The 13,074-nt window shown below is 72.8% G+C and carries 14 protein-coding genes; 5 read left to right on the forward strand and 9 right to left on the reverse strand.

The window, feature by feature from the left end; genetic code table 11:
* The first annotated feature begins 134 nt into the window (after positions 1-134).
* Positions 135-473, forward strand: a complete 339-nt coding sequence (locus ACZ3ZE_RS19980; RefSeq protein ID WP_361620876.1) for a MerR family transcriptional regulator — start codon at positions 135-137, stop codon at positions 471-473.
* A gap of 60 nt (positions 474-533) precedes the next feature.
* On the opposite strand, the gene ACZ3ZE_RS19985 is transcribed toward ACZ3ZE_RS19980, so the two are convergent.
* The 4 genes from ACZ3ZE_RS19985 to ACZ3ZE_RS20000 all read right to left on the reverse strand — a co-directional run bounded on the left by ACZ3ZE_RS19985 (position 534) and on the right by ACZ3ZE_RS20000 (position 3,558).
* A complete protein-coding gene (locus ACZ3ZE_RS19985; protein WP_467259975.1) occupies positions 534-1,148 on the reverse strand; it encodes a hypothetical protein in 615 nt (204 codons plus the stop codon).
* A complete protein-coding gene (locus tag ACZ3ZE_RS19990) occupies positions 1,145-2,395 on the reverse strand; it encodes an MAB_1171c family putative transporter (RefSeq protein ID WP_361620877.1) in 1,251 nt (416 codons plus the stop codon). The genes ACZ3ZE_RS19985 and ACZ3ZE_RS19990 overlap by 4 nt, the downstream gene beginning before the upstream one ends.
* 69 nt (positions 2,396-2,464) lie before the next feature.
* Complete coding sequence (locus ACZ3ZE_RS19995) at positions 2,465-3,013, reverse strand: toxin (protein ID WP_361168724.1); 549 nt, start codon at positions 3,011-3,013, stop codon at positions 2,465-2,467.
* A gap of 86 nt (positions 3,014-3,099) precedes the next feature.
* Complete coding sequence (locus ACZ3ZE_RS20000; protein ID WP_361168721.1) at positions 3,100-3,558, reverse strand: hypothetical protein; 459 nt, start codon at positions 3,556-3,558, stop codon at positions 3,100-3,102.
* A 746-nt stretch (positions 3,559-4,304) separates the two neighbouring features.
* On the opposite strand from ACZ3ZE_RS20000, the gene ACZ3ZE_RS20005 reads away from it, so the two are divergent.
* Positions 4,305-5,960 (forward strand): glycosyltransferase family 2 protein, encoded by a 1,656-nt coding sequence (locus tag ACZ3ZE_RS20005; protein WP_361168718.1) that lies wholly within the window; start codon positions 4,305-4,307, stop codon positions 5,958-5,960.
* Here the strand turns inward: ACZ3ZE_RS20005 and ACZ3ZE_RS20010 are convergent.
* Positions 5,947-7,296 carry a hypothetical protein gene (locus tag ACZ3ZE_RS20010; RefSeq protein ID WP_361620878.1) on the reverse strand — a complete coding sequence of 450 codons (1,350 nt, stop codon included), beginning with the start codon at positions 7,294-7,296 and terminating at the stop codon, positions 5,947-5,949. The genes ACZ3ZE_RS20005 and ACZ3ZE_RS20010 overlap by 14 nt on opposite strands.
* Before the next feature lie 115 nt (positions 7,297-7,411).
* Here ACZ3ZE_RS20010 and ACZ3ZE_RS20015 point away from each other — a divergent pair, with 115 nt between their 5' ends.
* The gene (locus ACZ3ZE_RS20015) at positions 7,412-8,407 is read left to right on the forward strand and encodes a D-2-hydroxyacid dehydrogenase family protein (protein ID WP_361620879.1); all 996 of its coding nucleotides are present in this window, start codon (positions 7,412-7,414) and stop codon (positions 8,405-8,407) included.
* 121 nt (positions 8,408-8,528) lie between these two features.
* Here ACZ3ZE_RS20015 and ACZ3ZE_RS20020 read toward each other — a convergent pair whose 3' ends face one another.
* Both ACZ3ZE_RS20020 and ACZ3ZE_RS20025 read right to left on the reverse strand, forming a co-directional pair.
* On the reverse strand, positions 8,529-9,380 hold the full coding sequence (locus ACZ3ZE_RS20020; protein WP_361168709.1) for a CbtA family protein: 852 nt from the start codon (positions 9,378-9,380) through the stop codon (positions 8,529-8,531).
* Positions 9,381-9,395: 15 nt separating this feature from the next.
* Entirely contained in the window at positions 9,396-9,626 is a 231-nt protein-coding gene (locus ACZ3ZE_RS20025) for a CbtB domain-containing protein (RefSeq protein WP_361168706.1), read from the reverse strand.
* A gap of 257 nt (positions 9,627-9,883) precedes the next feature.
* On the opposite strand from ACZ3ZE_RS20025, the gene ACZ3ZE_RS20030 reads away from it, so the two are divergent.
* Positions 9,884-10,438: a histidine phosphatase family protein gene (locus ACZ3ZE_RS20030; RefSeq protein WP_361169101.1), complete on the forward strand. Its 555-nt coding sequence runs from the start codon at positions 9,884-9,886 to the stop codon at positions 10,436-10,438.
* A gap of 34 nt (positions 10,439-10,472) precedes the next feature.
* Here ACZ3ZE_RS20030 and ACZ3ZE_RS20035 read toward each other — a convergent pair whose 3' ends face one another.
* Both ACZ3ZE_RS20035 and ACZ3ZE_RS20040 read right to left on the reverse strand, forming a co-directional pair.
* The gene (locus ACZ3ZE_RS20035; protein ID WP_361168703.1) at positions 10,473-10,829 is read right to left on the reverse strand and encodes a GntR family transcriptional regulator; all 357 of its coding nucleotides are present in this window, start codon (positions 10,827-10,829) and stop codon (positions 10,473-10,475) included.
* A 2-nt stretch (positions 10,830-10,831) separates the two neighbouring features.
* Positions 10,832-11,833, reverse strand: coding sequence for a DUF1648 domain-containing protein (locus ACZ3ZE_RS20040; protein ID WP_361620880.1), 1,002 nt, complete (start codon positions 11,831-11,833; stop codon positions 10,832-10,834).
* Between the two features lie 177 nt (positions 11,834-12,010).
* Between ACZ3ZE_RS20040 and ACZ3ZE_RS20045 the strand changes: the two genes are divergently transcribed.
* Positions 12,011-12,991 (forward strand): nucleoside hydrolase, encoded by a 981-nt coding sequence (locus ACZ3ZE_RS20045; RefSeq protein WP_467259978.1) that lies wholly within the window; start codon positions 12,011-12,013, stop codon positions 12,989-12,991.
* Positions 12,992-13,074 lie beyond the last annotated feature (83 nt).

Below are 13,074 nucleotides of genomic sequence, written 5' to 3' on the forward strand. Positions count from 1 at the left end.
TCCCCCTCGGGACAGGTCGGCGGAAACACAAGGCCGGCGCAGGACTAGGGCCGGCAGATGGTGTAGTAGTTCCTTCGGGGCCCTGGTGCCGTACGGCACCAGGGCCCCTCCACGCGTTCCATGAGAGAGGTTCAATGACAGCGGACGAATCGTTCGACCGTCTCGACGACGACGACTATCCCGCCTACACCATGGGCCGGGCCGCCGAAATGCTCGGCACCACCCAGGGCTTCCTGCGCGCTCTCGGCGAAGCCCGCCTCATCACCCCGCTCCGCTCCGCCGGCGGCCACCGCCGGTACTCCCGGTACCAGCTGCGGATCGCCGCCCGCGCCCGGGAGATCGTCGACCAGGGCACCCCGATCGAGGCCGCCTGCCGCATCGTGATCCTTGAGGACCAGCTCGAGGAAGCCCAGCGCCTCAACGCCGAATACCGCCGCGCCGCCGAGTCCGACGATCCCCCGCCCAGGACCTGAAGCCCTGCGCCCCGCGCGTTGCCCTTCGCTCTGCGCTCTGCGCTCTTCGCTCTTCGCTCTTCACACGAAGAGGAACGCCGCCGCGGTGGTCGCGCCCAGGGTCGCTCCCGCGACCGTCTGGGCGACCGAGTGGTACGTCAGGGCGACGCGCGACCAGCAGACGCCGATCGTGAGGGTGTAGGCGAGCAGCCACCACGGGGAGTGGACCGCGGCCAGCAGCGCCACCACCGCCGAGGCCACGGCGGAGTCCACCGAGATCTTCCAGACGGTGTTCACCGCGAGGAGGCCGATCGTCATCACCCACAGGGCGAGCATCGCGACCAGGATGCGCGTCGGAGCCCCGCCGAGGAGCATGACCAGCGAACCGGTGCCGATGGAGCCGAGGATGACGAAGAAGATCGGCGCCCGCTGCGTACGGTCGACGACATGGCGGTCGCCCCAGGTACCGCGCTTGCGCTCCCACTCGATGTAGCCCGCCGGGATCAGACCGGCGCACAGGGCGCCGAGGAGGCCCCACAGCAGGCCCGTCCAGTGGCCGGCCGCGGCGAAGCCGATGCCGAGCATGCCCGCGAGAAGCACGTTGCGGGGCTGGAGGACGTCGGTGACGACGCGGGCCGTGGCGGTCAGGGACGTACCGGTGGAATCGGCGCCGGTGCTCTCGTCGGTGCGGGTCACGCGTGGGCCTCCAGACCGGCCCGGAGGACTCCGCGACTGCGCTGCTCCGGGATGGACTTGTACGCGGCGGCCACCCGTACGAGCCAGGCGACCTCACCGTCCTGGTCGGTGGCGTGCTTCGTGTCGAAGGCGGCCGCCTTTCCGGCGGGCGTGCCCTCGGCCTTCGCGACCAGCGCCGCCTTGATCCAGTAGGCGTCGGCGAGCGCGTCCGCCTTCCCGGGGTCCGCGCCCTCCCCCGCCGCGGCGTCCTTGGCGGCGGCCAGCAGGCCGTCGGGGACGTAGTGGCGCAGCTTCTCGACCGCGTCGGCGATGTCGGCGGCCCAGCGGTCGACGCGCAGGTCCGCGGGGGTGTCGAAGCGGGTCAGCTCACGGCCGAGGGAGGCCGGCGGGGCGAACGGCTGGTCGGGGAAGGCGGTCATGAGCTCGCGCCACAGGGGATGCAGGTTGACCTGGGCCCGCCAGAGCCTGGCGCGGCGCCAGCCCTTGCTGAAGGCGGGGAGGGAGGCGCCGAGCGCGAAGAAGGTGAAGAGCACCAGCTGAGCCGCCTCGGTGGCCTCGTCGAAGGCCAGCGCGAAACTCTCGCTGGGGCGGTCGACGACGCTGATCCAGAGGAAGAGGGTGCGGCTGAGGGTGTAGCCGACGCCGATGAACATCGCGAAGGTCATCATGCCGAGGCCGACCCGGAGATGGAGCAGCTTCGTGTCGGCCGTGGCGAGGGCCCATTGGTAGGCGCAGACGGCGGACGCGGCGCCCAAGTACAGGTAGAAGACGCTCATGTAGAGCGTGGCGCCCCACTGGCCGGCGTGCTCGGCCACGAACCGGTCCGCGGGGACCGTGCGGTCCACCACCGTGAAGAAGAGCACGGTGAGCAGGACGAGGGTGACCACGGAGGCCTTGGTGGCCACCTGCTGGATGAGGCGGGCGAAGCGCACATGGCGGGGGACCGGGCCGCCCGCCGGGAAGTGCCCGTAGATGGCGACGATGTAGCTGAGGATGGCGAGGATGGCGATGGTGGACGTGTAGTGCTTGATCAGCACCGCGAGGTCCACGACGGGGCTGTTGTTGAGACCAATGCGGACGACCTGCGTCTTGGTCCAGAGGGCGACGGCGAACCCCGCGTAGCAGCCCCACAGGGCGCGGCGGCGCTTGTCCTCCTCGTCGCCCCAGAGTGCGGCCGGCATGCGCCACAGGGCGACGGCGGTCATCAGACCGGCTATGAGGTAGCCGGCGAGGTCGAGCGCGGTCACGTGAGTTCCTCGGGTGGGGGGTGGTGTTCCGGGGGGACGGGTGGCGAAGGGCAGGCGCCGATCGACGGGCTACTCGGAGGAGCGGCGGAAGAAGCCGCGCCGGCGGTGAGCCACCGGTCTGGAGAGGGAGTTGGCGAGGCGGCCGACCATGTCGTCGCTCGTCACGTCCCGGGCCATACGGGGGATGAGGGAGGCGCCGAACTCGGCGACCCGCTCGTCGTGGGTGTCGTACTGCGCGCGGGCCTGGACCGTGTCGGAGGCGAGCACCCGCTTGATGAGGGAGGTGTCGAAGACCGGCAGCAGCTTCCGCAACTGGTCGGCGTCCAGGCTGGTGCCGTGGTCGAACCACTCGTGGCACAGCTCGTGCAGGATCACGTGCTGGGTCTGGTACGCGGTGGGGCGGCGCCGGTAGAGCACGTAGCTGGTGGTGCCGGACTTCAGGCGCAGGCCGCAGGCCGCGTTGACGCGGGCCAGGCGTTCGGGCAGCTCCTGGAGGACGATGGTGCGGCCGCGGGCCGCCTCCATGTTCGCCACCAGGCCCTCGATGGTGAAGGGCGCGGGGATGGGAAGGTCAGCCAGCCCGGCTTCGCACTCTTTGCGCAGTTCACGCAGGGACATTGAGGCCTCTTGGTCGTCGTCACGCGTGTGTGACATGCGGTCGGCGAGTTTAACCAACGCGGGTTGCCGACCGAGAGGCGCGTGCGCTAACTCCCCGGGTTCCCGCCCTCGGCGGCGGGGTCGGGGTCCTGCTTGGCCTTGGTGTCCGCGAGCAGGGAGAGGGCGAACTCCAGGAGTTCGGCGGGAAGTCCGTCGTCGTCGACGCCGCGGCCGGCGACGCCGCTGATCTCGCCGGTACGCCGCTTGGCGAGGAACTGGAGCCCCGCGACGACGTCGCCGACGACCTCCGACTCCTCCTTGAAGAACCGCCAGTCCACGCCGAAGCCCAGTCCGAGTGCCTTGAGGATCTCCTCGGAGGGCTGGGTGACCTTCCCGGCCAGGATGTTGGAGAAGTAGCTGTGGGAGAGGGAGCCGCCGCGCTCCCTGACCAGCTCGGCGAAGGTCCGTCCGGACACCTTCTGGCCGGGGAAGGTCTTCTCCAGCATGTACTCGACCTTCTGCCGCAACGACTGCAGCTCAGGCACGTGTTCGTCGCCGATGTCCATCCCGGTTACCTACGTTCACATCCTGCACCGGCGCAAGTGCCGGGCTTGCGTAAACACTCTACGTCACTGTTAACTGCAAAAAACACGGCCAGGGCACCACAGGGGAGTGCCCTGGCCGTGCACCACACCCACGCGCCACCCGGCCGAACCCACCGCCCGGCACCGCCTAAAGGTGTAGCCCTTCGCGACGGGGGATGCGCGAAGGGCTACCCGTGCAGTATGCCAGCCCCCCGGCGACACTCCACAGGACGCCCGGCGGCCCGCGCCTCGATGGGTATCGGCTCGGCGCCCCGCGCCAGTTGAGTTCCGGTGACATCGTCTCGCTCCGGGGACGCCGTCGGGACGGGCACCCTCGCGTCCGGCGGGCGCTGGTACGCCACAGCCCTCCGTACCGGCGACGGCACGCACCTGGCCACTCACCGACGTCCACGCCCCCACCGGACACGTGGAACGCAGGCGTGAGGCCTTGCCGGTGACCCACGGGGCACAACTCTGGGGCGCCCACCAGGCACAGCCGTAGGACCGGGCCCGACCACGACCACGACCGCGGCCACCACCACCGCCCACCAGCTTGATCATTTCCGGGGTTTCCTGTCCAAACGGGCGGAAGTCCGTGGAACCCAGGTGCGCTTCCCCCCGTCTTCCCCGCCGGAGAAGTCCGGCGTCCGCCGTCAGAGTGACACAAGGCGGACCTCGCTCGTTTAACGGCCAGACGGTTCACAGGATCCGCACACTGGGGGCGAACGATGAAGGTCCCGGCTCAGCCAACGGTCTCCGTTGTGCTGCCTGTCTACAACGCGATGCCCTACCTCCGGCTGACGCTCCGGTCCATCGAGCAGCAGACCGTCGGCCTGGACGCCCTGGAGGTCGTCGCCGTGAACGACGGCAGCACCGACGGCAGCGGCGAGGTGCTCGACGAGTGGGCCGCCCGGCATCCCGGGCGGGTGAAGGTCGTGCACCAGGAGGCCTCCGGCGGTCCGAGCCGGCCGCGGAACGTCGGGCTCGACCACGCCACCGGCCGCTACGTGTTCTTCGTGGACGGCGACGACTGCCTCGGCCCCGAGGCCCTGGAGCGGCTCGTCGCCATGGCCGAGCGGAACGGCTCCGACACCGTCCTCGCCAAGCTGGTCGGGGTGGGACGGCGGGTGCCCAAGCAGGTGTTCGCGAAGAACGTCGACCGGGCCGACCTGTCCAAGGGCGACGTCTACTACACCCTCATGCCGTTCAAGCTGTTCCGCCGCGAGATCATCGAGAAGCACGGCCTCCGCTTCCCCGAGCACATGCGGATCAGCGAGGACCAGCACTTCGTCGCCCGCGCCTACCTGCACAGCAAGGTCATCTCCATCGTCGGCGACTACGACTGCTACTACGTCGTCAAACGCGGCGACGACGGCAACATCACCGCCGACGGCATCGAGTTCGGCACCGCCCTCCGGCAGGCCGCCGAGATGGTCGAGCTGGTGAAGCGGATGACCTCCCCCGGGCCGCTGCGCGACCACCTCGTCGGGCGGCACGTCAACGTCGAGATGATCCGCCGCTTCGACCAGCGCTTCCTCGACGCCGACGCCGACGAGCGCAAGCTGCTCGTCGAGCTCGCCCGGCCCCACGCCCGCGAGTGGATCGGGCCCGGCGTCCTCGCCCGGATGCCCGTCCACGAGAAGCTGATCGCGCACTGCCTGCGCGAAGGACTCGTCGACGAACTCGCCGCCGTCCTCCGCTGGCAGCTCGCCGGGCGGCCCGGCAAGGCCCTCGTCCGGGACGGGCGGGTCTACGCCACCCCGCCCTACCCGCCGGCCGACTCCCCCGCGTACCCGGAACTCTGCGACATCACCGGCCAGACGCTCGGCGCCAGCCCGCGCCGCCGCGTCGACCGGCTCGCCTGGCGCGGCACCGTGCTCGAACTCGCCGGATACGCCTACCTCGACCAGGTCGACACCGACGACCTCGTCACCGAGGTCGTCCTGCGGCACACCGACAGCGGCCGCGAGATCGCCGTCACCGCCGAACAGACCCCCTCCCCGCACCTCACGGTGAGCCGCGGCAAGGAGACGTACGACTACGGGCGGGCCTGCTTCCGCGCCTCCGTCGACCTGGCCCGCGTCGACGCCGGCGGCCCGCTCCCCAAGGGCGACTGGCAGCTCTCCCTGCGCTGCACCGCCCACGGCCTGACCGCCCGCGGCGCCCTCGGCAACGCCCTGGGCGGCAAGGTCACCAAGCGGGCCGACGAGCACGCCGTCACCCTGCCCGGCACCTCCAAGCGGCCGCACACCGTACGGGTCGGGCCCAGCGACGGCGAACTGGTGCTGCGGCTGCGGCCCGCGCACTCCGCCGTCTCCGCGTACGCCGTCAGCTTCGGCTGGAAGGCGGCGCGGGCCGTGCGCGCGCGGGTCAACTGGAGGTGAGCCCCGTGTCGGCGGGGCCGCCGCCCTGTCCCCCCGTCGGACCCGCCGGGCCCGGCGGCCCCGCCGGCCCCGTCGGCGCCTCCGCCAGGAATTCCGTCACCGCGAAGGCGAAGAGCAGGGCGAGCGCCAGGCCGACCACCACCCAGCCCGTGGGGTACGACCAGAGGACGTACGTCAGCACGGCCGCCGCCACCAGCACCCAGACGATCCACCGGCGGTAGCGGCCGACGAACGGGCCCACCGGGCCGGTGCGGAAGCCCGCGTGGTCGGCGGTCGTGCGGGCCGCGCCGATGCCCGAGTGCCACACGCCCCGTACCAGCGTGGCGTACTTCCCGGGGCCGGAGAGCCAGGCGGCGAGCGCGACGACCACGGCGAGCACCGCGACCATCCGCACCGAGGTGCGCAGGTAGCGGATCAGGATGTCGTAGACGGAGCCGGCGGCGGCCGGGGAGACGCCGTTGGGCAGGGCGTTGAGGTAGACCGTACGGAAGACGGTCAGGCCGATCCCGAGGACCAGCGCCCCGGCGAAGACGCCCAGGGCCGCGGCGATCAGGCTGCGGCGCCGGTGGGCGGCGAGCAGGACGCCTCCGGCGACGAGCACGACGGCGATCACCGGCAGCCAGAAGCCCATCTTCTGCAGGAGCGCGAAGCCGGTCTTCACCTTCCCGATGTCGTCGGCCTGCACGAGGGTGAAGTCGGTGTGGACCTCGGGGATCTTGCCCGCCACCGTCAGGCCGGAGTCGACCAGCCGCTGTTTGACCTGGTCGACGACGGGCGCGAGGTCCAGGGTCACCGTGTTCTGCTCGATCTTCACGGCGCCCTCGTCGCTGCCGGTGAGGGCCCGGTCGAGGGAGGTGTGGACGGCGCGGTTGGCCTCGTTCCAGATGTTCTGGAACGTGTCGGACGCCACGACGTCCTGCGCCTTCTCGTGGACGAAGCTGCCGACGGCCCCTTCCAGGGAGTCGCCCAGCTTGCCCAGGGCCTTCTCCAGGACGGGGCGCTGCTCGGGGGCCACGCCTTCGAGGAGGTCGCCGAGGTTGATGTGCTCCATGACCACGTTGGTGACGCGGTTGGCGACGGCCGTCTGCACGTCGGCGTCGCTCGCGAGCGGGGCGACCGTGGACACGTACCGGTCGGTGTTGCCGAGCAGGTCGGCCGTCCAGGCGGCGACCAGGCTCAGCGGGGCCAGGACGCAGCCGATGACGATGAGGAGCGCCGAGAAGAAGGCGCGCACCCGGTGGTGGGCCGGGGCCGCCGGGCGGGCCACCGCCTCCGCCTCCAGGGCGGCCACCCGGGCCCGCAGCACCGCGAGTTCGTCGTCACCACCGGTCGTCATGCCGCCTCCGGAGTCCGTCCGGCGCACGGCGAGACGCCGAGGCCGATCATCCTGATTGTGTGCGGCGCTCCCCTGTTTGTCGCTTCGAGCGGGGCCATTTGCGATCATGCGCTCCATGCCGAACACGTCGAACACGTCGAACACGCCGACCGCCCGACTGCGCTGCGCCGTCCTCGACGACTTCCAGGGCGTCGCCCTGTCCTGTGCCGACTGGAGCCCGCTCGACGCCCGGGTCGAGGTCCGTGTCCTGCGGGAACACCTCACCGACCGCGACGCGCTCGTCGCCGCCGTCGAGGACTGCGAGATCCTCGTGGTGATGCGCGAGCGGACCCCGCTCGACGCCGCCCTCCTGGAGCGGCTGCCCCGGCTGCGGCTGATCGTCACCTCGGGCCTGCGCAACGTCTCGATCGACGTCGCCGCCGCCCGCGCCCGCGGCATCACCGTCTGTGGCACCGCCAGCGGCTCCGAGCCGCCGACCGAGCTGACCTGGGCGCTGATCCTGGGCCTGGCCCGGCAGGTGCACACGGAGAGCCGGGCGATGCGCGAGGGCGGGCCGTGGCAGTCGACGCTCGGCCTCGACCTGTCCGGGCGCACCCTGGGGCTCGTGGGCCTCGGCAAGATCGGCGGCCGGGTGGCGCGGATCGGCCTCGCGTTCGGCATGGACGTAGTCGCCTGGAGCCCGCACCTGACCGACGAGCGGGCCGCCGAGCACGGGGTGCGGCGGGCGGAGAGCCTGCCCGCCCTGCTGGCCGGCAGCGACGTCGTCTCCCTGCACATGGTGCTCTCCGACCGCACCCGCGGCCTGCTCGGCGAGGCGGAACTGCGGGCGATGCGCCCGAGCGCGTACCTCGTCAACACCTCCCGCGCGGGCCTGGTCGACGGGGCGGCGCTGCTGAGCGCGCTGCGCGAGGGCCGGATCGCGGGGGCCGGGCTCGACGTGTACGAGACGGAGCCGCTGCCCGCCGACGACCCCCTGCGGACCCTGCCGAACGTGCTCGCGCTGCCCCACCTCGGATACGTGACGGAGGCCAACTACGCCCGCTACTTCGGGCAGGCCGTCGAGGACATCGAGGCGTTCCTGGCGGGGGCGCCGGTCCGGGAGCTGGACTGAATCCACACCAGATAAGACGGTCACGCGGATCGGCCCCGTACCCCTGCGGGAGGGGTACGGGGCCGATGACCGCGTACGAGATGTACGAGCCGTACGAGGTGTACGAGCCGTACGGCGGGGCTCAGGCGGCCGGGGCCGGCTGTGCCACCTGGGACGGGGCGGGTCGCGGGGCGAGGAGCCGCTCCGCGAGCAGGCCGAAGGCGAGGCCGAAGACCACCCACAGACCGGCCTGGATGCCCAGGGTCGCGAGCCGGAACTCCCAGAGCACGGCGGCCGGGAAGGACGCCTGCACCGAGTCCCCGTTCCCGGGCAGGAACAGGCACGCGACCGCGATCGCGGCGACGAAGCCCGCGCCCGCCACGACGGTCGCGTTCCAGTTGCCGAGGCGCGGGGCGAGCCGGCGGCCCGCGACGATCGCCGCGATGCCGAGCAGCACGCTCAGCAGGATCATCAGGAAGAACAGGGTGGTGCGCTGCCCGATGGTGTCCGGATTGCCGACGGCCGGAGGGGTCGCCGGGTACTTCAGGAACGGCACCAGATAGACCGTGGTGAAGGCGCCCGCCGCGACGAGCGCCGCGGTCGCCTTCGGGGTGAAACGGCCCACCCGGCCCAGCACGAAACAGAACGCCAGCGACGCGATGCCGCCGAGGGCGACACCGTAGACGAGGACGCCGGTGGCGAGACCGGCCGTGGACTGGAGGTCCCGGCTGACGATCTCCTCCTCCTCGGCGGGGGCCGCGGCCTGCCCATGGCCCGCGCCATGGCTGTGGGCTGCCGCGTGCTCCGCCTTGGCGGCGGCCTCCTCGACGGCGATCGAGGCGTTGACGGACGGTTCACCCGCGACGTAGGCGACGCCGAAGGCGAACAGTCCGGCGATCAGGCCCGCGAGCATGCCGCGGACCAGGAGCCGCCCCACGAGCGAACCCGTGGGGGCGGCGGGGGACTGAGCGGGGGGTGGAGCGGTGGATGACATGTGCGCGGTTGCCCCTCAGTGGCAGGGGAAGCCGAGCAGGTGGCGCCCGTCGTGCACCCACTCGTGGACGTCGCTGCCAGCGAACAGGGACGTGGCACCCTGCTCGGCACCGACGAAGTAGAGCGCGACGAGCATCAGGACCCCGGCGAACAGCGCCCACGGGAGCACCGCGCGGACCGGCAGGGAAACCGGAACGGCGATGGACGGGGTGGACGTGACGGCGGGCGACGCGATGGCCTCGGCCATGGTGGAACCTCCTCGGGAACTCGCGTCCCATACGGTGGTGCGCGACGACGGTCGTCGGGTCTGACTCACCCGTCCCGGGGGCGCCGGGGCAGGCTCACAGTGGCGCGACCGTGCCGGACTTGCACCGGACTTCCGTCTCGCCGTCGTCGTTCTGTGGAAATGTCGACTGACCGTACCGCGCCCGTCACGCCACGCCAAGAGCGCCTGGGAGGCGGGCCGATGAAGTGAGGGATGAATCACCCATGCCCGTACGCCCCCTGACCGTACGGCTCACGCTGGTCTCCCCGGCGATGACGGCCGCCCTGCGCGAGGCCCGGTTCGACGACAGCGGTCCGGTCGAGGCGGTGGCCGCGGGCCCGCTGACGCTTCCGGCGGGGGTACGGGTGGTGGGCTCACCGTCCGGGCGGTGCCTGGCGACCGCGCGGGCCCTGGGCCTCGACCCCGCCTCCGTACGGGCCGAGCCCGCCCTCGCGGGGTGCGCGATGGGCCGCTGGCAGGGGCGCCGGCTCGACGAACTGACCGCCGCGGAACCGGAGTCGGTGGCCGCGTGGCTCGCGGACCCGGCCGCGGCCCCGCACGGCGGCGAGTCCCTGCGGGAGCTGCGCGCGCGGGTCGCCGGCTGGCTGGACGCCCTGGAACCGGGCCCCGTGCACGCCTTCGCCGAACCGGACGTCATCCGCGCGGCCGTCACCCACGCCCTCGGCGCCCCCGACTCCGCCTTCTGGCGCCTCGACGTACGCCCGCTGCACGCGGTCGAGCTGTCGGGGCGGGCGGGGCGATGGAACGTGCGGCTGGGGGCGGGGGTGGGGTGAGCCGCGGCCCGGGGTGCGACTCGCCCCACCTCCGTCAGTCCAGGGACACGCGTGCCAGGTCCAGGAACTCCGTGTCCGTGAGCCCCAGTTGGCGGGCCTCGGCGGCCAGTTCCCTGAGCCGGTCGACCAGTTGGGCGCGCCCCGGTGCGGCGGCGCCCGGCACGATGACGGCGCCGCGACCCCGGCGGAGCTCGATCAGCCCCTCCTCGCGCAGCCGTTGGTAGCCGCGCAGCACGGTGTGGACGTTGACCCCGAGGGAGTCGGCGAGTTCCCGTGCGGCGGGCAGCCGCTCGCCGGGCAGGGCGCTGCCGTCGGCGAGGGCGCCGCGGACGCAGGCGGCGATCTGGTCGCCGAGGGGGACGGAGGAGGCGGGATCCACCCGGAAGAGCACGGTCAGTCCTTTCGGGGGGCGGGGCGGCCGGGGGTCTGGCCCGCGGTGGCGTCCGGGCTCGTGTCGGGGCCGTTCCCGGTCCGTTCCACGAGTGCGTTGAGCAGGCCCGCGGCCGTCGTCGCGTCGTCGACGGTCACGACGAACTCGCGTCCGTCGCGGCGCCGTACGGCGAGCGCGGGGCCGGAGCGCAGGATCACGCCGGATGCTCCGGGCCGGACCCGGTAGCCCCAGCCGCCGAACTCGCCGGCCGGGGCGACGTCCCGGGTCGTCGCGCCGGTGATGTCGTCGAGCGGCACCCGCAGCCGGGGCCGGGTCGCGAGGGCGGGGCGGACGGTCAGGCCGCGCCGGTCGGCGGTCACCCGGACCCGGCTGAGCGCGGCGCCGGACAGGCCGACGGCCAGCGGGATCAGCGCGTACGGCCAGGGGGCGAGGAAGGGGACGACGAGCGCGGCGAGCAGGAAGGCGGCGCCGAGCAGGCTCATCGGGAGCGAGCCGGTGGTGCGGGCCCAGCCCGCGAGTTCCCCGGCGGCGAGGTCGAGCCGGGGCGCGTCGGCGGGCACGGGGACCTCCCGCGCGGGCTCCTCGGGGACGAGCCGGGTGAGCGCCCAGCCGGCGCCGGCGGCGAGGGCGCCGACCGCCAGGGCCACGGTCAGTACGGCGAGCGGCAGGCGGGCCTCGGCCGGGTCGGTCAGGTCCAGGTTGCCGCGCAGTTGCAGCGCGAGCAGCCCGCCGGTGAACCCGGCGGTCGCCCAGGCGCCCCACAGCGCCCGGCGCCGGACGAAGAGGGTCCAGCCGACGCCGAGGGCGATCAGCAGGGCCGAGCCGACGGCGAGGTACCCGCCGGCGGCGGTGAAGCCGTCGGCGCGTCCGTCGGTGCCGAAGTGGGTGGCGAGGCGGTCGGGCAGCCGGTCGCGCCAGAGCGCGAAGAGCAGCAGGCCGACGGCGAGTGCGAGCGGGAACGGCAGTGCGGCGAGCAGCCGCAGCCGGGTGGCGGCACGGTTCACAGGATCCTCCCCTGACTCCCATGGCGGTTCTCTGGGTTCTACTTGTTCGCAGTCTACTAGAACAAGTAGAGGAGTGTGGGGGGAGTGCGGATGTCAGGGCGGGCGGCCCGCGACGCCGAGAACCGCCGGGGGGTCCGGGACCGTGACGTGCGGGCGACGGTGTGGGACGGTGGGCGTATGCCGGTACCCGTGATCCTCGACTGCGATCCCGGACACGACGACGCCTTCAACATCCTGCTCGCCGCGGCCCATCCGGCCGTCGACCTGCTCGCCATCACGACCGTGGCGGGCAATCAGACGGTGGAGAAGACCACGCTCAACGCGCGCCGGGTGTGCTCCGTCGCCGGGATCCACGGCGTCCCCATCGCGGCCGGCCGGGACCGCCCGCTGCACGCCGGGCCGTACGGCGCGCCGCGCGTCGCCGAGCACATCCACGGCGACTCGGGGCTCGACGGGCCCGGCTTCGGCGAGGGCGAGCCGCCCGTGCCGCAGGACCCGCGCGACGCCCTCGCGCTGACCCGGGACATCCTGCTCGCCCACTCGGCGCCCGTGACGCTCGTGCCGACCGGCCCGCTGACCAACATCGCCGCGCTGCTGCTCGCCCACCCCGAACTGGCCGCCCGGATCGAGCGGATCGTGCTGATGGGCGGGTCGACGGGGCGGGGCAACACGACGCCCGCGGCCGAGTTCAACATCCTCTGCGACCCGGAGGCGGCGGACCTCGTCTTCCGCAGCGGGATCCCGCTGACCATGTTCGGCCTGAACGTCACCCACCAGGTCCGGGCCACCCCCGACGTGCTCTCGCGGCTCGCCGGGCTCGGCACCCCGCTCGGGCGCCTGTGCGTCGAGCTCCTGACGTACTTCGCCGCGACCTACCGCGAGGTGTACGGCTTCGACGCGCCCCCGCTGCACGACCCGCTGACCGTGGCCCATCTGATCGACCCCTCGCTGGTCAGCCTGGTGCGGGCGCCGGTGACGGTCGAGCTGGCCGGCACGTACACGCGCGGGGCGACGGTGATCGACCTGGACGGGGTGACCGGCCTCCCGGCCAACGCCGAGGTCGGCATCGAGGCGGACGCGGACCGCTTCTGGGACCTGATCGTGGACGCGGTGCGGGTGCTGGGGGAGCGGGCGTCCGGGGTGGCACCCCCGCCGTAACGAGACGTTGCGTCTTGCCTGAAGTGGCAGCGAGGCGTACGGTGAGCGCATCGAGTTTGCGAGACGGAACGTCTCGTCTCGAT

The sequence above is a fragment of the Streptomyces sp. NPDC023157 genome, from assembly GCF_055560575.1.

Bases quoted from the DNA above. Each gene is read 5' to 3' on its own strand.
- ACZ3ZE_RS19980 (WP_361620876.1), top strand. From the start codon at position 135: ATGACAGCGGACGAATCGTTCGACCGTCTCGACGACGACGACTATCCC.
- ACZ3ZE_RS19995 (WP_361168724.1), bottom strand. From the start codon at position 3,013: ATGTCCCTGCGTGAACTGCGCAAAGAGTGCGAAGCCGGGCTGGCTGAC.
- ACZ3ZE_RS20000 (WP_361168721.1), bottom strand. From the start codon at position 3,558: ATGGACATCGGCGACGAACACGTGCCTGAGCTGCAGTCGTTGCGGCAG.
- ACZ3ZE_RS20005 (WP_361168718.1), top strand. From the start codon at position 4,305: ATGAAGGTCCCGGCTCAGCCAACGGTCTCCGTTGTGCTGCCTGTCTAC.
- ACZ3ZE_RS20010 (WP_361620878.1), bottom strand. From the start codon at position 7,296: ATGACGACCGGTGGTGACGACGAACTCGCGGTGCTGCGGGCCCGGGTG.
- ACZ3ZE_RS20015 (WP_361620879.1), top strand. From the start codon at position 7,412: ATGCCGAACACGTCGAACACGTCGAACACGCCGACCGCCCGACTGCGC.
- ACZ3ZE_RS20020 (WP_361168709.1), bottom strand. From the start codon at position 9,380: ATGTCATCCACCGCTCCACCCCCCGCTCAGTCCCCCGCCGCCCCCACG.
- ACZ3ZE_RS20025 (WP_361168706.1), bottom strand. From the start codon at position 9,626: ATGGCCGAGGCCATCGCGTCGCCCGCCGTCACGTCCACCCCGTCCATC.
- ACZ3ZE_RS20045 (WP_467259978.1), top strand. From the start codon at position 12,011: ATGCCGGTACCCGTGATCCTCGACTGCGATCCCGGACACGACGACGCC.